This window comes from Acidimangrovimonas pyrenivorans, from assembly GCF_042643245.1.
Taxonomy (GTDB): domain Bacteria; phylum Pseudomonadota; class Alphaproteobacteria; order Rhodobacterales; family Rhodobacteraceae; genus Acidimangrovimonas; species Acidimangrovimonas pyrenivorans.
Genome location: NZ_JBHRSK010000007.1, coordinates 230,533 through 249,191 on the forward strand (window position 1 = coordinate 230,533; position 18,659 = coordinate 249,191).

At 69.6% G+C, this 18,659-nt stretch carries 15 protein-coding genes; 9 read left to right on the forward strand and 6 right to left on the reverse strand.

The genetic code is table 11. The features are described from left to right. Window positions 1-19: 19 nt before the first annotated feature. The gene (locus tag ACFOES_RS11430; protein ID WP_377833403.1) at window positions 20-760 is read right to left on the reverse strand and encodes a cytochrome c biogenesis CcdA family protein; all 741 of its coding nucleotides are present in this window, start codon (window positions 758-760) and stop codon (window positions 20-22) included. An 83-nt stretch (window positions 761-843) separates the two neighbouring features. Between ACFOES_RS11430 and ACFOES_RS11435 the strand changes: the two genes are divergently transcribed. The 3 genes from ACFOES_RS11435 to ACFOES_RS11445 all read left to right on the forward strand — a co-directional run bounded on the left by ACFOES_RS11435 (window position 844) and on the right by ACFOES_RS11445 (window position 2,960). Continuing rightward, window positions 844-1,278, forward strand: coding sequence for a hypothetical protein (locus tag ACFOES_RS11435; protein WP_377833404.1), 435 nt, complete (start codon window positions 844-846; stop codon window positions 1,276-1,278). Between the two features lie 246 nt (window positions 1,279-1,524). Further along, window positions 1,525-1,824 carry an ArsR/SmtB family transcription factor gene (locus ACFOES_RS11440; protein ID WP_377833560.1) on the forward strand — a complete coding sequence of 100 codons (300 nt, stop codon included), beginning with the start codon at window positions 1,525-1,527 and terminating at the stop codon, window positions 1,822-1,824. 89 nt (window positions 1,825-1,913) lie between these two features. Next, entirely contained in the window at window positions 1,914-2,960 is a 1,047-nt protein-coding gene (locus ACFOES_RS11445) for a YeeE/YedE family protein (protein WP_377833405.1), read from the forward strand. 201 nt (window positions 2,961-3,161) lie between these two features. Here the strand turns inward: ACFOES_RS11445 and ACFOES_RS11450 are convergent, their stop codons facing one another. The 5 genes from ACFOES_RS11450 to ACFOES_RS11470 form a co-directional block, all read right to left on the reverse strand. Next, on the reverse strand, window positions 3,162-4,736 hold the full coding sequence (locus ACFOES_RS11450) for a DHA2 family efflux MFS transporter permease subunit (RefSeq protein ID WP_377833406.1): 1,575 nt from the start codon (window positions 4,734-4,736) through the stop codon (window positions 3,162-3,164). Window positions 4,737-4,796: 60 nt separating this feature from the next. Continuing rightward, complete coding sequence (locus ACFOES_RS11455; protein ID WP_377833407.1) at window positions 4,797-5,921, reverse strand: HlyD family secretion protein; 1,125 nt, start codon at window positions 5,919-5,921, stop codon at window positions 4,797-4,799. Between the two features lie 4 nt (window positions 5,922-5,925). After that, on the reverse strand, window positions 5,926-6,396 hold the full coding sequence (locus ACFOES_RS11460; protein WP_377833408.1) for a MarR family winged helix-turn-helix transcriptional regulator: 471 nt from the start codon (window positions 6,394-6,396) through the stop codon (window positions 5,926-5,928). Window positions 6,397-6,594: 198 nt separating this feature from the next. Beyond that, complete coding sequence (locus ACFOES_RS11465) at window positions 6,595-9,744, reverse strand: efflux RND transporter permease subunit (protein ID WP_377833409.1); 3,150 nt, start codon at window positions 9,742-9,744, stop codon at window positions 6,595-6,597. Between the two features lie 10 nt (window positions 9,745-9,754). Beyond that, the gene (locus tag ACFOES_RS11470; protein ID WP_377833410.1) at window positions 9,755-10,924 is read right to left on the reverse strand and encodes an efflux RND transporter periplasmic adaptor subunit; all 1,170 of its coding nucleotides are present in this window, start codon (window positions 10,922-10,924) and stop codon (window positions 9,755-9,757) included. Between the two features lie 224 nt (window positions 10,925-11,148). Here ACFOES_RS11470 and cydD point away from each other — a divergent pair, with 224 nt between their 5' ends. The 6 genes from cydD to ACFOES_RS11500 all read left to right on the forward strand — a co-directional run bounded on the left by cydD (window position 11,149) and on the right by ACFOES_RS11500 (window position 18,604). Further along, window positions 11,149-12,834 carry a thiol reductant ABC exporter subunit CydD gene (cydD, locus tag ACFOES_RS11475; protein ID WP_377833411.1) on the forward strand — a complete coding sequence of 562 codons (1,686 nt, stop codon included), beginning with the start codon at window positions 11,149-11,151 and terminating at the stop codon, window positions 12,832-12,834. After that, window positions 12,831-14,474, forward strand: a complete 1,644-nt coding sequence (gene cydC, locus ACFOES_RS11480) for a thiol reductant ABC exporter subunit CydC (RefSeq protein WP_377833412.1) — start codon at window positions 12,831-12,833, stop codon at window positions 14,472-14,474. The genes cydD and cydC overlap by 4 nt, the downstream gene beginning before the upstream one ends. 123 nt (window positions 14,475-14,597) lie before the next feature. Continuing rightward, window positions 14,598-16,208 carry a cytochrome ubiquinol oxidase subunit I gene (locus ACFOES_RS11485; protein ID WP_377833413.1) on the forward strand — a complete coding sequence of 537 codons (1,611 nt, stop codon included), beginning with the start codon at window positions 14,598-14,600 and terminating at the stop codon, window positions 16,206-16,208. 6 nt (window positions 16,209-16,214) lie between these two features. Further along, the gene (gene cydB, locus ACFOES_RS11490; RefSeq protein ID WP_377833414.1) at window positions 16,215-17,366 is read left to right on the forward strand and encodes a cytochrome d ubiquinol oxidase subunit II; all 1,152 of its coding nucleotides are present in this window, start codon (window positions 16,215-16,217) and stop codon (window positions 17,364-17,366) included. A 15-nt stretch (window positions 17,367-17,381) separates the two neighbouring features. After that, window positions 17,382-17,510, forward strand: coding sequence for a cytochrome bd-I oxidase subunit CydX (gene cydX / locus ACFOES_RS11495; RefSeq protein WP_377833415.1), 129 nt, complete (start codon window positions 17,382-17,384; stop codon window positions 17,508-17,510). Window positions 17,511-17,611: 101 nt separating this feature from the next. Beyond that, window positions 17,612-18,604 carry an SLAC1 anion channel family protein gene (locus ACFOES_RS11500; protein WP_377833416.1) on the forward strand — a complete coding sequence of 331 codons (993 nt, stop codon included), beginning with the start codon at window positions 17,612-17,614 and terminating at the stop codon, window positions 18,602-18,604. Window positions 18,605-18,659: the final 55 nt, after the last annotated feature.

The following is an 18,659-nucleotide window of genomic DNA, read 5'->3' on the forward strand; positions in this document are numbered from 1 at the left end:
CCGCCGATCCCGCCGGGGATCACTTCAGGGTGCTCTCCCAGGAAAAGTTCTGAATCAGGAAATCCGAGATGTAGCCTACAGAATTCGTCGCGATCAGCACGGCGAAAAGGATCAGCATCGCGCCCATGATCTTCTCGACATAGCCCAGGTAGCGCCGGTTGCGCCCGACCCAGGCCAGGAACGGCTGGGCGAAGAGCGCGGCGATGATGAAGGGCAGCGTCATCGCCAGGCCGTAGACCAGCAGCAGCGTGCCGCCGTGCCAGAGGTCGCCGGTTCCGCTGGCGACGAACAGGATCGCGGCCAGCGCCGGGCCGACGCAGGGCGTCCAGCCGAAGCCGAAGGCCAGCCCCATGATATAGGCGCCGATGATGCTGGACGGCTCGGCCTTGGCCTCGATCCGCGCCTCGCGATAGAGGAACGGCACCTTGACGATACCGAGGAAATGCAGCCCGAACACGGCCAGAATGGCGGCGGCGACCCAGGACAGCTGGTTCTTCCAGGCGACGAAGGCCTGGCCCAGGGCGGTGGCGCCGAGGCCGAGCAGGACGAAGATCGTCGTCACCCCGAGCGCGAAGGCGACGGCCGAGATCACCAGCCGGCGCTGCGCCCCCGGGTTGATGCCGCCGTCGTTGCGCAACTCCTGCATTGAAATGCCGGCCATGTAGCACAGATAGAAAGGGACCATCGGCAAGATGCAGGGCGACAGGAATGACAGGATACCGGCGACCGCCGCCCCGCCATAGCTTATATCAAGGTTCATTTATCAGGCACCTTGCTGAATTCGTGGAAACACATTACGATCTTTATATGTATTCACAGACTCGTCAATCGGGGTGAACGGCCATGCGCCTTGCGTTCCGCAGCGTCACTTTTGCTATCCTTGCCGGTCTCGGGCTGGCTTTCGTCGCGGCGTTCACGGCTCAGCCGACCCGCGCCCAGGAGGTGCGGCGCGGGGTCGAACTGGTGATGTTCGAGCAGACCGGGTGCCACTGGTGCGCGCAGTGGAACGCCCAGATCGGCCCGATCTACGGCAAGACCGACGAGGGCAAGGCGGCGCCGCTGCACCGGGTCGACATCCACGGCGCCCTGCCCAGCTACATGCAGCTGGCCCGCAAGCCGCAGTTCACGCCCACCTTCGTGGTGCTGCAGGACGGGGTCGAGATCGGCCGCATCGAGGGCTATCCGGGAGAGGATTTCTTCTGGGGTCTGCTCGACCAGATCCTGACCAAGACGGACAATTCGGCTGCCGGGGCGGCGGCCGAGATGGCCAAGAGCTGATCGCCGGGAGGTCCCCGGGGGTCGCATTTCCCTCCGCCCCATGCTATTGCCCCTGTGGGGCAGAAAGAGGTATCCGGAACTCCGCGCGGTGCGGGGTGTGCGCCGGACCGGGCAGGCCAGAGCCGGCCACCCGGAGCGCGACACAGGAAAGGCCGGGGTATGTCTTTGGACACAAGTAAACGCGATAGTCTCGATCCGGACGCGGTGATTGTGCCGTCGCATTGCGGCGCGCTGTCGCCCGACGAGATGATGGACCAGGCCCAGTCGGCCTCGAACTTCCTCAAGGCGCTGGCCCATGAGGGCCGGCTGATGATCCTCTGCCACCTGTCCTCGGGCGAGAAATCGGTCACCGAGCTTGAAAACCTGCTCTCCTCCCGTCAAGCTGCCGTGAGCCAGCAACTGGCGCGCCTGCGGCTGGAAGGGCTGGTCTCGTGCCGGCGCGAGGGCAAGGCGATCTTCTATTCGCTGAGCGACCCCAAGGTTCAGCGCGCCATCGAACTGGTCTACGATATGTTCTGCAACCCGGACGCCGCCGAACAAGGCTGAGACGCGAGAACAAGGCGACGCCGGGGCGGATCGGGCCCGTGCGGCCCTCAGGGAGAGCGGGCCGCGAGGCGGCCTTTGGGGAGGACGACATGGAAAATCTGCCCTACGGCGCCCTTGCGGCGCTGGTCGGTCTGTCGGGCGGCCTGGTTCTGGGCCTTGCCGCGCGACTGGGGGACTTCTGCACGCTGGGCGCGCTGGAAAGCTCGATCTACGGCGGCGACCACCGGCGTTTGCGGCTCTGGGGCATCGTCCTGGGCACCGCCATCGCCGGCTGCTACCTGGCCCAGGCGGCAGGCTATATCGACCTGTCGCAGACCCTTTACCAGTCGGTGCGCTGGAACCCCTGGGCCAGCATCGTCGGCGGCCTGGTCTTCGGCTACGGCATGGCGCTGGCGGGCAATTGCGGCTTCGGCGCGCTGGCCCGCTTCGGCGGCGGCGACCTGCGGTCGCTGGTGGTGGTGGTGGTGATGGCGGTCTTCTCCTTCATCACCCTGAACGGACCGCTGGCGCCGCTGCGGATCACGCTGTTCCCGCAGATCGGCGCCGAGAGCTCGCAAAACTATGCCGACCTGATCTCGGGCCTGACCGGGCTGCCGCCGCTGGCGATCGCCCTGCCCGTCGCCGTGCTCTGCTTCGCCTGGGCGCTGTCCTACGCGCCGCTGCGGCGTTCGCCCCGGCGTCTGGTCTGGGGCTTGCTGGCCGGGCTGGCAGTGGTCTGGGCCTTCGTCGGCACCGCCTGGCTGGCCGATCAGAGCTTCGGCGAGGTGGCGATCGAGGGCCCCTCCTTCACCGCGCCGCTGGGCCGGACCCTGATCTACCTGATGACCTCGACCGCCGGCGGCATCACCTTCTCGGTCGGCTCGGTGATCGGCGTCATGGCCGGGGCCTTCATCGGCTCGAGCATCCGCGGCCTGTTCCGCTGGGAGGCCTGCGAGGACCCGCGCGAGCTGGGCCGGCAGGTGACCGGCGCGGCGCTGATGGGCATCGGCGGCGTCGTGGCCCTGGGCTGTTCGGTCGGCCAGGGCGTCTCGGCCTTCGCGACGCTGGCCTATTCCGGCCCGGTCACGCTGGCCTGCATCGGCGCCGGCGCGGTGCTCGGCCTGCGCCACCTGATCGGCGGCTTCCAGCCCGGCTGAGGCGCGGCGCCTCTCACAGCCGCTTCGCCCGGCGGCACGCCGGGCGGCGCCCGCCCCCCCCGGAACGGCGCATTCCGCAGCCGGCCGATGAGCGCGACCAGCCGGAATGCGGAAGTGCCGCTGCCAAACGGTCAGGTCACAAGCGCCCCCCCCGGGGTCGGACGCCGCCCTAGGCGCCATTGGAACGGAAACGCCCCCGCCCTACTCCATCGCCGCGCTGATTTCCTCGTCGGGGATGTTCTGCTGGGCCGCGCGCTTGGGCGAGCGCAGCAGGAAGGCGAGGAAGATCGCCGAGATCGTCACGATCATCATGAACTTGAAATCGTCGACATAGGAGATCATCAGCGCCTGCTGGTTCACCAGCCCGTCGAGCTCCTTCAGCATCGTCGGGTTGCCCGCCGCCGCCGCCGGCGACAGCGCCTTGAGCACCGGGTTGTAGGCCGAGACATTGGCCGACAGCTCGACATGGTTGACCTGCAGGTTATGGGTCAGCATGGCGCTGACCACCGAGATGCCGATCGACGAGCCGATATTGCGCACCAGGCTGAACAACGCGGTGGCGTCGGTGCGGTAGCGCGCGTCGAGCGTGGCGAAGGCCACCGTCGACAGCGGCACGAAGACCAGCCCGAGGCCCAGCCCCTGCACCACGCCGCTGAGAATGATCAGCCGGTCGTCCATCTGCGGCGAGAAGCCGGCCATCATGTGCAGCGACCAGGCCGCCAGCATCAGCCCCAGCACGACGAGGAAGCGGGCGTCGACCTTGCGCACCAGCCGCCCGACCAGCAGCATCGAGATCATCGTGCCGACGCCCCTCGGCGCCATGACCAGTCCGGTGGTGATCGTCGGGTAGCCGAAGATATGCGCCAGCATCGGCGGCAGCAGCGCCAGGCTGGCCAGCAGGATCACGCCAATGACGAAGATGAACAGCAGGCCGGTGACGAAGTTGCGGTCGGTGAAGATATGCGGGTCGATGAAGGCGTGTTTCTCGGAGGTCAGGATATGGACCACGAAGACCCAGAAACCGGTGATCGCCAGCCCGAACTCGATCCAGATCTCGATCGAGTTGAACCAGTCGACCTCGCCGCCGCGGTCGAGCATCATCTGCAGCGCGCCGACGCCGAGCGACAGCATGGCGAAGCCGAAGAAGTCGAAGCTGCGCAGCTTGGTGGCGATCTTCGGCAGGTAGGCGGCCGAGCCGAGGAAGGCGAGGATGCCGACCGGCAGGTTGACGAAGAAGACGTAGCGCCAGTTGAAGGTCTCGGTCAGGTAGCCGCCCAGGGTCGGGCCGATGATCGGGCCGACCATGATCCCGGCGCCCCAGATCGCCATCGCCTGGCCGTGGCGCTCGCGCGGGTTGATGTCGAGCAGGAAGGTCTGGGACAGCGGCACGATAGCGGCGCCGAAGACGCCCTGCAGCAGCCGGAACATCACCATGACGTTCAGGTTCCAGGCGATGCCGCAGGCCATCGAGGTGACGACGAAGCCGACGATCGAGGTCAGGAACAGCTCGCGCCGGCCGATCCGGTCGGCCAGCCAGCCGGTCACCGGCGTCATGATCGCGGCGGCGACGATGTAGGAGGTCAGCACCCAGTTGATGGTGTCGACCGAGGCGCCCAGGTCGCCGGTCATCGACGGCAGGGCGACGTTGGCGATGGTGGTGTCGAGCACCTGCATGACGGTGCCCAGCATGATCGACACGGTGATCAGGCCGCGATGCGGGATCGCGCCGTGATCGATATCGTCTCCGCCCGCCGCGGCGGTTGCGCCATTTGCCATCTCGGGCCCTCCGGGCCGCGCCCGGGCGCGGCCGTCAGATAGGTTTCAGATCGGTTCGGATCAGTTGCTGTTGTCGCCGGTGCCGCCGGCGAAGGCGGTGATCAGCCCGGCGAAGCTGCGCGTCACCTTGGTGTCGACCGAGACCGCCGCGCTCATCCCGGTCCGCAGCATGAGCTTGGGATCGGCATTGTCGAGCCGCAGGTAGACCGGCACCCGCTGGGTGACCTTGACCCAGTTGCCGGTGGCGTTCTGCGCCGGCAGCAGCGAGAACTCGGCCCCGGTGCCGGCCCCGATCGCCTGCACGGTCGCCTTGAAGCTGCGGCCCGGATAGGTGTCGAAGGTGATCTCGGCGCTCTGGCCCGGCTTCATGTGGGTCAGCTGGGTTTCCTTGAAATTCGCCTGGACCCAGGTGTCGCCGGTCTCGACCAGCGCAAACAGCGGGCTGCCGGCGGCGACGAACTCGCCCGGCTTGAAGGACGAGGCCTTGTAGACGATGCCGTCGGCCGGGGCCTTGACCGTGGTCTGGGCGAGGTCGTAGGCCGCCTTGTCGCGCGCCGCCTTGGCCGCCAGCACCGAGGGGTGATCATCGACCGGCAGGTCGGGCTTGCCGCCCAGCGCCGCCTTGGCGCTCATCACCGCCTGCTCGGCCGCGACCTTGCTCTCCTGCGCCTTGCGCAGGTTGCGGCTGGCCGCGTCCAGCGCCGAGGCCGAGGCGATGCCCTTGGCCTTGAGCGCCTCCTGGCGGTCGTATTCGGTCTTGAAATAGGTGACGTCGTCCGAGACCACCTTGGCCTGGGCCACGGCCTGGGCATAGGCGGCCTGCATCTGCTGGACCTTCAGCCGGGCGCCGGCCAGCGCCGCGTCGGCCTGTTCGAGCGCGATGCGGTAGGGCTGCGGATCGACCTGGAACAGCACGTCGCCCTTCTTGACGTGCTGGTTGTCGGTCACGTTGACGGTGACGACGCGGCCCGATTCATCGGCGGCGATCGAGAACCGCGCCTGCTGCAGGTTGGCGTTGTCGGTATCCTCGTAACGGCCGCCGGTCACCCAGACATAGCCGCCGCCCAGCACCAGCGCCAGCGGCAGGGCCAGCATCAGGATGCGGCGCCGCGCCCGGCCGCGCTTGGGCGCCGGGCTGTCGACCGCAACCGCATCCTTGGTTTTCACATCAGCCGAAGCGTTCATCGTCTCAACCTTCCTTGGCCGCCGACCCGCAGGCCGTGCTGGCTTCCAACTCGTTCAGATTGGCGACCACCTGGGTCAGCCCGTCCATCAGCGCCTCGCGCCGTTCCGGGCTCATCCCGGCCAGCGCCTCCTCGTAGACCTCGCCCGCCAGCGCCTTGACCATGGTGAAGGCCTCCATCGCCCGGTCCGTCGGGTGGATCAGTCGGACCCGGCGGTCCTGCGGATCGGGGCAGCGCCTGACCCAGCCGCCCTGCTCCATCCGGTCGACCAGGCGCGAGACGCTGATCGGCTCGATCTCGAGCAGTTCGGCCAGCCGCGCCTGCGAGATGCCCTCGTGGCGAACGACATGGACCATCAGCCGCCACTGCGCCGCCGACAGCCCGTACTGGGCGCCGCGCAGCTCGAACCGCCGGCGCAACAGGCGCGAGGCGTCGTGCAGCAGGAAGCCCAGGGTGTTGGTGGGTGCGTTATTCATGAGCGGGATATATGGTAAGCCTGCTTATGAAGCAAGTCGTAAGCAGGCTTACCTTTAACAGGTGAATGCATCCCCGCTATGCAGGAGACGCATGGCTGGGGCTTCAGAGAATGTATCGAATCAGTGGTGTCGGGCACGAAGGGCAAGACATCAGGACGGCGGGAAACAACGGCAAACAAGAAGCCGGGCCGCGTCGGCCTACGCTCTCCTGTCGGCCTGCTCCGCCCCGGTCGCCGCGCTCAGCTCGCGCCGCAGCCGTTCCTCCTCATGCGCCTTGGGCGTGGTGAAGCGGGCCAGCAGCAGATAGGCGACGGGGGTGAAGTAGAGCGTCGACAGCGTCGCCAGGCCCAGCCCGCCGACGATGATCCAGCCCAGCGCCGCCCGCGCCTCGGCCCCGGCGCCGGAAGACAGGATCAGCGGCAGGCCGCCCAGAACCGTCGACACCATGGTCATCACCACCGGCCGCAGCCGCATCACCGAGGCGTTGAGGATCGCCTCGTGCACCCCCTGGCCGCGGTCGCGCAGCTGGTTGGCGAATTCGACGATCAGGATGCCGTTCTTGGCCATGATCCCCACCAGCAGCACCAGCCCGATCTGGCTGTAGACGTTCAGGCTGCCCCCCGTTGCCAGCAGGGCGAAGACGGCGCAGGCCAGCCCCAGCGGAACCGTCGCCATGACGATGATCGCCGACAGGAAGCTTTCGAACTGCGCCGCCAGCACCAGGAAGACGATCAGGATCGCCGCGCCGAAGGTCACCACCATGCCCGAGGAAGTCTCGGACAGCGTCGCCGCCTCGGCCAGCGGGATGACGTGGTTGGTGGCCGGCAGCGCCTCGGCGGCGATCTCCTGCACCTGCGCCCAGGCCGGCCCCAGCGGCAGCGCCGGCGTCAGCCCGGCCGAGATCGAGACCGAGCGCATCTGCATCTCGCGGTCGAGCTCGGGCGCCACCGCCTTCTCGGTCAGGGTGACGAAGGACGAGATCGGCACCATCTTGCCGTCGCCGGTGCGCACGAAGATCCGTTCCAGGTCGGCCGGGTCGTTCACCGGGTCCGAGGTCGAGATCATCTTGATGTCGTAGCTGGTGTCGTTGATGAAGACGCTGCCGACCGTGGTGCCTTCCAGCACCGCCTGCAACGCCTGCCCCAACCCGTCGATCTTGACGCCCAGATCCGAGGCCCGGCGCCGGTCGACATGGACGAAAAGCTGCGGCTGGGTGGTCTGGTAGCCGAGCTGCACCCGGCCGAAGCGCGGATCGTCCTGGAGCTTGTCGACCATGGTCGTCGCCGCCTTCGACAGCTCGTCGTAATTGTCGCCGGTGATGGCGAAGCTCAGCCCGCGCCCGGCGCCGCGGATATGGAGCGAGTTGGGCTGGATCGCGAACACCCTTGCGCCGACGACCTTGCTCAGCAGCCCGTTGATCTTGGCGACGACCTGTTGCTGGCTCAGCCGGCGCTTGCTCCAGTCCTCGAGCGACAGCACCAGGAAGCCGCCGTTGTCATTGCCGCGGAAACCGGCGATCGAGAAGATGTTGGTCACCAGCCCCTCCGCCCGCAGCGGCGCCACCAGATCCTCGATCTCGCGCATCTTCTCGGTGGTGTAGTCGAGCGAGACGCCCTGCGGCGTCGAGACCGAGAGGAAGATCAGCGAGCGGTCCTCGCGCGGGGTCAGCTCCTGCTTGATCGAGGGAAAGACCAGCGCCGCCGTGGCGCCGAACAGCAGCGCCACCAGCAGAGCGATGGCCGGGGCGTTCAGCGTCACCCGCAGCGTCGCGGCATAGAGCCGGGACAGCGCGTCGCCGAGGCCGCCGATCAGCCCGCCGCCGCTTTCGCCGGCATGGCCGTGCAGCATCCGGCTGGCCAGCACCGGGCACAGGGTCAGGGCGACGACCGAGGAGATCAGCACCGACATCGCCAGCGTGAAGCCGAATTCGCGGAACAGGCCGCCGGTCTGGCCGGGCAGGAAGGAGAGCGGGATGAAGACCGCCGCCAGTGTCGTCGTGGTGGCCAGCACGGCGAAGAACACCTGTTTCGTGCCCAAGACCGCCGCCGCCCTTGCGCCCATGCCCTCGGACCGGCGCCGGACGATGTTCTCCAGCACGACGATGGCGTCGTCGACCACCATCCCGGTGGCCAGCACCAGCGCCAAGAGCGTCAGGATGTTGACCGAGAAACCGGCCAGGTAGATCGCCGCCAGCGCCCCGATCAGCGCCACCGGCAGGGTCAGCGCCGGGATCAGCGTCGCCCGCCAGTCGCGCAGGAACAGGAAGATCACCCCGACCACGATCAGGCAGGACAGGATCAGCGAGCGGACGACCTCGTGGATCGAGCCCTTGATGAAGGTGGCGTCGTCGCTGGTGACGAAGATCTTCACGTCCTTGGGCAGCACATTGCGCAGCTGCGCCACCGCCGCCCGCACGCCCCTGGAGATGTCGAGCGCGTTGCTCTGGGCCTGGGCGATGATGCCCATGCCGACCCCGGTCTGGCCGTTGGCGCGCAGCACGCTGTCGCCCGGCGCCGGGCCCAGCGTCACCGTCGCCACGTCGCCCAGGGTCACGTTCCCTTTCAGCACCAGCGCCTCGAAGGCGGCCGGCGTGGTGACGCTGGCGACGGTGCGGACGACGAGGTTCTGGCCGCCGCCCTTCAGCGCCCCGGCCGGCGCGTCGTAGGAGACATTGGCCAGCGCGGCGCGGACATCGGCCAGGGTCAGGCCGCGGCTGGCCAGCTCGAGCTGGTTGATGTCGACCCGGAAGACCTCGTCGCGGCCGCCATAGACCTGGACATCGGCCACCCCGGGCACCGCGACCAGCCGGTCCGAGATGACATCGTTGACCAGCTCGGTCAGCGCCTGGGCCGAGCGGGTGGCCGAGGTCACCGCGACCCGCATCACCGCGCTGGCATTGGCGTCGGCCTTGACGATGCGCGGCGTGTCGGCATCGGCCGGCAGCTTGTTGGAAATCCGCGAGATCGCGTCGCGCATGTCGCTGGCCGCGGTGTCGAGATTGGTCGCGGTGCTGAACTCGACGGTCACCCGGCTGCGGCCGAAGCTGGACGAGGACGAGATCGACTTGACCCCGGCGACCCGTCCGGCCGCGCCCTCGATCGCCGAAGTCACCTCGCGGTCGACGGTCTCGGGCGCGGCGCCGTCGAAAGTGGTGGTGACGGTGACGACCGGGCGGTCGACATCCGGCAGCTCGCGCACCTCGACGCCGGAGAGCCCGGCGAGGCCGGCGATCACGATCAGGGCGTTGAGCACGAAGGCGAGGATCGGCCGGCGCACGAAGAGCGCGGTGCCCGACAGCATCTCGGGCGGGGTCTCGACCGGCTTTCCGGCCTCATCGGACGTGCTCATCGCCGGACCCTCACGGATTGGCCGGCGCCGGCGCGCCACCCTGGCCCGGCGCCAGCGGATCGGCGGCCAGCACCGCGACGGCGGCACCCGGCCGCAGCATCTGCACGCCCTCGGTGATCACCATGTCGCCGGGCTTGAGATCCGCCGCGACCAGCACCTGGTCGGCGCTGCGCTGGACGATCCGGGCCGGCAGCCGCGCCGCCTTGCCGTCCTTCACCGCCCAGACATAGGAGCCTTCGGAGGACCACTGGATCGCCAGCGGCGCCACTGCCGGGTAGCTCTCGCCCTGGAACCGCAGCGAGATCGAGAACGCCATGCCGGGGCGCAGGTTGTCGTCGGGATTGGGGAACTCGGCCTCGACCAGAATGGTGCGGCTGGCCTCGTCGACGCGGTTGTCGAGCGCCTTGACCACGCCGTGCAGCGCCCGCTCGGGCTGGGCCAGCGGCGCCGCCTGCACCGCCTCGCCGGGACGGATGCGGGTGACATAACGCTCGGGGATGCGGAAATCGACCAACAGGCTCGAACGGTCGTCGATCTGGGCCAGCGCCGTCGACGAGGTCACCTGGTCGCCGATCTCGGCCGAGCGCAGCCCGATCCAGCCGTCGATCGGCGCCGTGATCCGGCGCAGCGACAGGTCGAACTCGGCCTGCCGCACCGCCAGCTCGGCGGTCCGCACCGTCAGCTTGGCATCGCGGATCTGGGTGTCGCTGGCGGTGCCCGAGGCCGCCAGCTTCTGCAGCCGCGCTTCCTTGTCCTGCGCGTCGGCCAGCACCAGCCGCGCCTTGTCCAGTGCGATCTTCTGCGCCGCGTCGTCGAGTTGCGCCAGCACCTGCCCGGCCTTGACCCGGGCGCCGGAGGTGAAATCGACGGCGACGATCCGGCCCGAGACCTGCGGCGTCACCACCACCGAGCGCAGCGCCCGGCCGTTGCCGATGGCGCTGGCGCGGTCGTCGGCCACGGCATCCACCACCGGCTTGGCGACCACGGCGATGGGCCCACCCGGCCGGCGGAAGCTGTTGGCGGCGCCGGTCCCGGAGGCCTTCGGCGGGCTGATCCCCAGCGCATCATAGACGCCCAGCCGCGCCAGCAGAGGCCGCGCCTCGGGGACATAGGCGATCCATAGCGCCACGGCTCCCGCCAGCACCACCAGCGCCACGATCGCCTGCCTGATCAGCTTCATCCGCGTCTCACCCTCTCACCCGGTCTCTCACCCGGTCCTGCAGGGATCGGCACCCAAAGCCGCCCCGAAAGCAAGAGGTAGCATCGCCGCAATCGAATAAAAGTGTAACCGGTGCCGCAGGCTGCGACATGAGCAGCCCTTGATCCCCGGGGCGGCGCGGCGTAGGCGCGGAAGACCCCGGCCGGCGGTCCGCCCACCGATCCCGGCCCGCAAGCGGAGCGTTCATGGCGCGCGAGACAGCACGAGACCCGGCCTCGAGAGATCCCGGCGCCGCCACGCTGGCGCGGATCGAGGCCCCCGCCGCCCGGGCCCAGCGCCGGGCCGGGGTGCTGGCCGTGCTGTCGGGGCTGGGCTGGCCGGTGCAGGCGGCGCTGATCGCCTGGGCGATCTCGGGCTGGCTCCACGGTGCGCCGCTGACGCAGACCTTCCTCGCCGCCGCCGGCTTCGCCCTGGCTGGCGCCGTCCGCGCCGCGCTCGACCATGCCGCCGGCGCCACCCTGTTCCGCGCCGCCGATGCCGCGCTGGCCGCCGAACGCGAAACCCTGATCGCCCGCGAGAGCCTGCGGATGCCGGGCTCCGGCCCCGCCTCGGCCGCGCTCGGCGCACTGACGGCGCAGAAGCTGCCGCTGCTGGTGCCCTATCTCACCCGCTACCGCCCGGCCCGCTTCCGCTCGACCGTGCTGCCGCTGGTCTTCCTTGGCCTCAGCTTCTCGATCTCCTGGGCCGCCGGGCTGATCCTGCTGGTCGCCGGCCCGCTGATCCCGGTCTTCATGGCGCTGGTCGGCATGGCGGCGCGCGACGCCAGCGAACGCCAGATGGTCGAGATCGGCGACATGAACAGCCTGCTCATCGACCGGCTCTCGGCGCTGGTCGACATCCGCCTGCTCGACGCCACCGAGCGCACCGCGGCCGATTTCACCACCCGCGCCGAGGGGCTGCGAACCCGCACCATGGCGGTGCTGCGCATCGCCTTCCTGTCCTCGACCGTGCTCGAGCTGTTCTCGGCCCTCGGCGTCGCCATGATCGCGGTCTATGTCGGCTTCTCGCTGCTCGGCACGATCGATTTCGGAACCTGGGGCGGGCCGCTGGCGCTCGGCCCCGGGGTCTTCCTGCTGCTGCTTTCGCCCGAGTATTTCCAGCCGCTGCGCGACCTCGCCGCCGCCTGGCACGACCGCGCCGCCGCCCAGGCCGTGGCCGGCGAACTGGCCGCGCTCGAGGCCGAGGAGGCCGCCCCGGTGCTGGGCCGGGGCGCCCCGGCGAAGCCGCTGCCCGGCCCGCTGTCGCTGTCGCTGCACCGCGTCGCCGTCCAGCGCGGCCCGCGGCTGGTCCGCCTGCCCGACCTCGGCGTCGCGGCAGGAGAGGCCGTCGCCGTCACCGGCCCCAGCGGCGTCGGCAAATCGACCCTGCTCGCCGTCGCCGCCGGCCTCGCCCGGCCCGCCGAAGGCAGCGTCAGCGTCGCCGGCCAGCCCCTGAGCGACGACACCGCCGACGCCTGGCGCGCCCGGCTGGCCTGGGTCGGGCAATCGCCGCATTTCCTCGACGCACCGCTGGCCGCCAATCTCGACCTGCGCCAGACCGGCGCCGACCCGGCCGCCGCGATCAGGGCCGCCGGCGCCAGCCATGTCGTCGCCGCCCTGCCCGGCGGGCTGTCGGCACGGCTGGGCGAAACCGGCGGCGGCATCTCGGGCGGCGAGGCGCGGCGGCTGATCCTGGCCCGGGCGCTGGTCGCCGCGCCCGACCTGCTGCTGGCCGACGAGCCGACCGCCGATCTCGACGCCGAGACCGCCGCGGCCGTCATCGCCGCGCTGACCGAGCTGAAGGACCGCGGCACCACCCTTGTCGTCGCCACCCACGACCCGCGCCTGGCCGCGGCGATGGACCGGACCGTGCCGATGGAGGCGCCGGCATGAGATCGCTGTGGCGCATCTTCCGCACCATCTGGAGCGCGGCGCCCGGCGCCATGGCGCGCGGCGCGGCTCTGTCGGTCGCGGTGCTGCTGGCCGGCGCCGGCCTGCTGGGCCTGTCGGGCTGGTTCATCACCGCCGCCGCCGCCGCCGGCCTCGCCGGGGCCGGGCTGAGCTTCGACGTCTTCCGGCCCTCGGCCGGGGTCCGCGCCCTCGCCCTCGGCCGCACCGCCGCCCGCTATGGCGAGCGGCTGCTGACCCATGACGCGACGTTGCGCGCCCTGACCGCGCTGCGCATCGACCTGATGCGGCGCCAGACCCGGGCCGGGCTCGACGCGCTGCTGAAACTGCGCGGCGCCACCGCGCTCAACCGGATCACCGCCGATGTCGATGCCCTCGACGGCGTCGCCCTGCGCCTCGTCCTGCCCCTGATCGCCGCCCTGCTCACCCATGCCGTCACCTTCGCGGCGCTGGCCTGGCTGGTGGATTATGCCGTCGCCGGCTGGATCGCCGCCGGCTACCTGATCGGCGGCACGCTGGTGCTGATCTGGACCGCGCGCGCCGGCCACGCGCCCTCGATCCGGGCCGAGCGCGCCGGCCAGGGGCTGCGCCGGGCGGTCATCGACCTCGCCCGCGCCCGCACCGACCTGATCGTCTTCGGCCGCATGGAGGCCCAGCGCGATGCCGCCCGCGCCGCCGATGCCGAGACCCGCGCCGCCCTCGCCGCCCAGGACCGGATCGAGCGCCGCGCCGACCTCGCCCTGTCGCTGACCGCAACGCTGACCGCCGCCGGCGCCCTTGCCCTCGGCGGGGCGCTGGCGGCGCGCCACGCGATCGACCCGGCGGCGGCGGCGCTGGGATTCTTCACCGCGCTGGCGCTGTCGGAAACCATCTTCGGGCTGCGCCGCGGCATGGCCGAGCTGGGCCGGATGCGCGACGCCGCGGACCGCGTGCTGACGGGGACCGAGCCGGCCCCGGCAGCCACCGCCCCCGCCCTGCCCGCCGGCCCGGCGACGCTGGCGATCGACAGCCTGACCTTCCGCCGCCCCGGTGCCGAAAGCCCTGTTCTGGAAGGGTTTTCCCTCGACCTGAAGCCGGGCGAAACCGTCGGCCTCTCGGGTCCGAGCGGCGCCGGCAAGAGCACGCTGCTGTTCCTCGCCGCCGGCCTGCTGACGCCCGAGGCGGGCCGGATCGCGCTCGCCGGGCAGCCGCTGGCCGACTGGCCCGACCCCGCCCTGCGCGCCCGGCTGGTGCTGGTGCCGCAGCGCACCGCGCTTGTCGCCGGCACGATCCGCGACAACCTCGCCCTGGCCACCGACAACCTGACCGACGACGCGGCCTGGGCCGCGCTCCGGGCCGTCGCGCTGGAGGAGACCGTCGCCGCCAAGGGCGGGCTCGATGCCGAGCTCTCGGAAGGGGGCGCCGGGCTGTCGGGCGGCGAATCGCGCCGCCTCGCGCTGGCCCGCGCGGTGCTGCGGCACCCGGAAATCCTGCTGCTCGACGAGCCGACCGAGGGGCTCGACCCCGCCACCGCCGAGACGGTGCTCACCGGCCTGCGCGCGGCCCTGCCGCAGGCGGCGCTGCTGATCGCCTCGCACCGGCCGGACGACCTCAAACACAGCACACGGATCGTCGCGATCGCGTGATAAGGTGTAGCGGCGATGCAGCGTTTTGATCTGCATCAATTCTAAGCCGTGAATGTTATCTTATTACAGCTTCTATCATGAGTCGCCGGAATACTCTTTTCCGGCCAACCGGAGCGACGAACCATGGATCTCAGTATCGTCGAGCTGTCCCGCATCCAGTTTGCGATGACGGCTCTCTATCACTTCCTCTTCGTACCGCTGACCCTGGGACTGTCGATCGTCGTGGCGATCATGGAGACGGTCTATGTCATGACCAACCGCCCGATCTGGCGGCAGATGACGAAATTCTGGGGCACGCTGTTCGGCATCAACTTCGTGCTCGGCGTGGCGACGGGCATCACCATGGAGTTCCAGTTCGGCATGAACTGGAGCTACTACAGCCACTATGTCGGTGACATCTTCGGCGCCCCGCTGGCGATCGAGGGCCTGATGGCCTTCTTCCTCGAGGCCACCTTCGTCGGCCTGTTCTTCTTCGGCTGGGACAAGCTGGGCAAGGTCCAGCACCTCGTCGTCGCCTGGCTGGTGGCGCTGGGGTCGAACTTCTCGGCGCTGTGGATCCTGATCGCCAACGGCTGGATGCAGAACCCGGTCGGGGCGAGCTTCAACCCGATCACCATGCGCATGGAAATGACCAGCTTCTTCGACGTGCTGTTCAACCCGGTGGCGCAGGCCAAGTTCGTCCACACGACCTCGGCCGGCTATGTCACCGCCGCGGTCTTCGTGATCGGCGTCTCGGCCTGGTACATGCTCAAGGGCCGGCACTGGGAACTGGCGCGGCGCTCGATCGCCGTCGCCTCGGCCTTCGGCCTGGCCTCGGCGCTGTCGGTGGTGCTGCTGGGCGACGAGTCGGGCTATGACGTGTCGCAGAACCAGAAGATGAAGATGGCCGCGATCGAGGCGATGTGGAACACCGAGCCGGCGCCCGCGCCCTTCACCCTGTTCGGCATGCCCGACCAACAGGCGCGCGAGACCAAGTGGGCGGTGCATATCCCCTGGGCCATGGGCCTGATCGGCACCCGGTCGCTGACCCGCGAGATCCCCGGCATCAACCAGCTGGTGGCCGAGAACGTCAACAAGATCCGTTCCGGCATCGTCGCCTATGGCGCGCTGATGAAGATCCGCGAAGCCAAGGGCGACGTGCCCGACAACGTGCAGGTCTCGTTCGAGAACCATTCGCGCGATCTGGGCTACGCCTTCCTGCTCAAGCCCTACGTCAACGACCCGCGCACCGCGACCGAGGCGCAGATCGTCAAGGCCGCCAACGACACCGTGCCGACGGTCTGGCCGCTGTTCTGGTCCTTCCGGATCATGGTCGCGCTCGGCTTCGGCTTCATCGGCACGATGGCCTATTTCTTCTACATGGCCTCGTTCAAGGGCATGCGCTTCCCGCGCCCGGCCCTGCGCCTGGCGGTGTGGATGATCCCGGCACCGTGGATCGCGGCCGAGCTGGGCTGGTTCACCGCCGAATTCGGCCGCCAACCCTGGACCGTGGACGGGGTGCTGCCGACCGCGCTGTCGGTCAGCCATCTCAGCGCCACCGACCTGGCCATCACCATCGCCGGCTTCGCGCTGTTCTACTCGGTGCTGTTCATCGTCGAGATGGGGCTGATGATCAAATACATCCGCAAGGGCCCCTACCAGGACGTGGAAGAGACCGAAGAGTGGATGGAACGCCACGAGAAGCGGCTGAACGCCTGTGACGACGACCGGGCCGGCCTTTCGCCTGCGGAGTAAGAAATCATGATCCTTCATACACTCATCGACTTCGACATCCTGAAGGTGATCTGGTGGCTGCTGCTCGGCGTGCTGCTGATCGGCTTCGCCCTGACCGACGGCTTCGACATGGGGGTCGGCGCGCTGCTGCCCTTCGTCGGCAAGACCGACGTCGAGCGCCGGGTGGCGATCAACACCGTCGGCCCGGTCTGGGAAGGCAACCAGGTGTGGTTCATCCTCGGCGGCGGGGCGATCTTCGCCGCCTGGCCACCGCTCTACGCGGTCAGCTTCTCGGGCTTCTACCTGGCGATGTTCGCCATCCTCGCGGCGCTGATCCTGCGGCCGGTGGCGTTCAAGTACCGCTCCAAGCGTGACGGCGCCGGCTGGCGGGCGACCTGGGACTGGGCGCTGTTCGTCGGCGGCGCGGTGCCGGCGCTGATCTTCGGCGTCGCGGTGGGCAACGTGCTGCAAGGCGTGCCCTTCCGGCTGACCGAGGATCTGCACTCGATCTACGAGGGCACCTTCTTCGGCCTGCTCAACCCCTTCGCCCTGCTCGCCGGCGTGGTCTCGCTGACCATGCTGCTGACCCATGGCGCCGCCTGGCTGTCGCTCAAGGCCGAGGGGCCGGTCGCCGCACGCGCCCGTGCCATCGGCTCGATCACCGGGCTGGTGGCGGTGGTGGGCTATGCCCTGGCCGGTCTCTGGCTCGCCTTCGGCATCCCCGCCTACCACTTCGCCGGCGCGGTGCCGGCCGACATGCCGGCCAACCCGCTGCTGACCGCGGTCGATCACGGCGGCAGCTGGCTGGCGGCCTATGGCGCCCGGCCGTGGATCATCCTCGCCCCGGCGCTGGGCTTCGCCGGCATGGTGATGGCGGTGCTCGGGCTGCGGGCCGGGCGTGAAGTCTCGACCCTGCTGTGGTCGAAGCTGGGCATCTTCGGGGTGATCTCCTCGGTCGGGCTGACGATGTTCCCGTTCATCCTGCCGTCGTCGATCGACCCGAAATCGTCGCTGACGGTCTGGGACAGCTCGTCCTCGCAGATGACCCTCTTCGTCATGCTGGTGGTGACGGTCATCTTCATGCCGATCATCCTGGCCTACACCGCCTGGGTCTACAAAGTGCTGTGGGGCAAGGTGACCGAGGCCGAGGTGACCAGCAACAGCCACAGCGTCTATTAAGGAAAGGACCGTTCCATGTGGTATTTCGCCTGGATCCTCGGACTTCCCCTCGCCGCCGGCGTCGCCGTGCTCAACGCCATGTGGCTTGAGCTGCAGGAGGACCGCCGGATGGCCGAGGAGGACCGGCCGCAAACGCGCCGCTGAGCGGCCCCGAACCCCGCCCCGGCCGGCACTGCCCGGCCGGGGCCATTCCTGCCAGTGATTTCCGCGCCGCGTCCGGCGCTTCCCGTTGCGGAGCCCCTCCCATGACCTCGCATACCGATCATCCGGCCCCCGATCATCCGGCCGAAGTCGGCCGGCTCGAGCATTTCCCGATCACCTTCTTCGCCATCGTCATGGGGCTGACCGGCCTGACCCTGGCGCTGCATGCGGGCGAAACCGCCCTCGGCCTCGCCCCCGTCGCGTCGCATGTCATGCTCTACGTCTCGGCGGCGATATTCGCCCTGATCGCCATCGCCTACGCCCTCAAGGCGCTGCGCCACGGTGGCGAGGTGCGGGCTGAGTGGAACCATCCCGTCCGCCTCGCCTTCTTCCCGACCGTCTCGATCTCGCTGCTGCTGATCGCCACCGCGACCCTGTCCCATCACAAGGGGCTGGCCGAGGCGCTGTGGGCCATCGGCGCCGCGCTGCAGCTGGTGCTGACGCTGGCCGTCGTCTCGGGCTGGATCGGCACCCGCGCCTTCCAGCACGGCCACCTGTCGCCGGCCTGGTTCATCCCCGCGGTCGGCAACGTCGTCGTTCCCGTCGCCGGGGTGCCGCTGGGCCATCCCGAGATTTCCTGGTTCTTCTTCTCGATGGGGATGATGTTCTGGGTCGTGCTGTTGACGCTGGTGGTCAACCGGCTGATCTTCCACGATCCGCTGCCCGGCCGGCTGCAGCCGACCCTGGTGATCCTGATCGCCCCGCCCGCCGTCGCCTTCATCGCCTGGATGCGCCTGACCGGAGAGGTCGATGCCTTCGCCCGGGTGCTGATCAACGCGGCCTTTGTCTTCGCCCTGATCGTGGCGACGCAGCTGCCGCGCATCGCCCGGCTGCCCTTCGCCCTGTCCTTCTGGGCGCTCAGCTTCCCGCTCGCCGCCCTGACCATCGCCAGCTTCCTCTTCGCCGGCCAGACCGGCTCCGAGCCCCACCGGCTGCTGGCGCTGGGGCTGCTCGGGCTGCTGGTGCTGCTGATCGCCGCGCTGGTGGTGCGGACGCTGCGGGCGATCGCCGGCCGCGAGATCTGCCTGCCGGAATAGACTGCCGGAATAAGGGCCGCCCCGGCAGCGCCCCGTTGACAAGACCGGCCGCGCG

What these genes read in the sequence shown, in the direction of transcription:
- ACFOES_RS11430 (WP_377833403.1), bottom strand. Translation starts at nt 760, where the DNA reads ATGAACCTTGATATAAGCTATGGCGGGGCGGCGGTCGCCGGTATCCTG.
- ACFOES_RS11435 (WP_377833404.1), top strand. Translation starts at nt 844, where the DNA reads ATGCGCCTTGCGTTCCGCAGCGTCACTTTTGCTATCCTTGCCGGTCTC.
- ACFOES_RS11440 (WP_377833560.1), top strand. Translation starts at nt 1,525, where the DNA reads ATGATGGACCAGGCCCAGTCGGCCTCGAACTTCCTCAAGGCGCTGGCC.
- ACFOES_RS11445 (WP_377833405.1), top strand. Translation starts at nt 1,914, where the DNA reads ATGGAAAATCTGCCCTACGGCGCCCTTGCGGCGCTGGTCGGTCTGTCG.
- ACFOES_RS11450 (WP_377833406.1), bottom strand. Translation starts at nt 4,736, where the DNA reads ATGGCAAATGGCGCAACCGCCGCGGCGGGCGGAGACGATATCGATCAC.
- ACFOES_RS11455 (WP_377833407.1), bottom strand. Translation starts at nt 5,921, where the DNA reads ATGAACGCTTCGGCTGATGTGAAAACCAAGGATGCGGTTGCGGTCGAC.
- ACFOES_RS11460 (WP_377833408.1), bottom strand. Translation starts at nt 6,396, where the DNA reads ATGAATAACGCACCCACCAACACCCTGGGCTTCCTGCTGCACGACGCC.
- ACFOES_RS11465 (WP_377833409.1), bottom strand. Translation starts at nt 9,744, where the DNA reads ATGAGCACGTCCGATGAGGCCGGAAAGCCGGTCGAGACCCCGCCCGAG.
- ACFOES_RS11470 (WP_377833410.1), bottom strand. Translation starts at nt 10,924, where the DNA reads ATGAAGCTGATCAGGCAGGCGATCGTGGCGCTGGTGGTGCTGGCGGGA.
- cydD (WP_377833411.1), top strand. Translation starts at nt 11,149, where the DNA reads ATGGCGCGCGAGACAGCACGAGACCCGGCCTCGAGAGATCCCGGCGCC.
- cydC (WP_377833412.1), top strand. Translation starts at nt 12,831, where the DNA reads ATGAGATCGCTGTGGCGCATCTTCCGCACCATCTGGAGCGCGGCGCCC.
- ACFOES_RS11485 (WP_377833413.1), top strand. Translation starts at nt 14,598, where the DNA reads ATGGATCTCAGTATCGTCGAGCTGTCCCGCATCCAGTTTGCGATGACG.
- cydB (WP_377833414.1), top strand. Translation starts at nt 16,215, where the DNA reads ATGATCCTTCATACACTCATCGACTTCGACATCCTGAAGGTGATCTGG.
- cydX (WP_377833415.1), top strand. Translation starts at nt 17,382, where the DNA reads ATGTGGTATTTCGCCTGGATCCTCGGACTTCCCCTCGCCGCCGGCGTC.
- ACFOES_RS11500 (WP_377833416.1), top strand. Translation starts at nt 17,612, where the DNA reads ATGACCTCGCATACCGATCATCCGGCCCCCGATCATCCGGCCGAAGTC.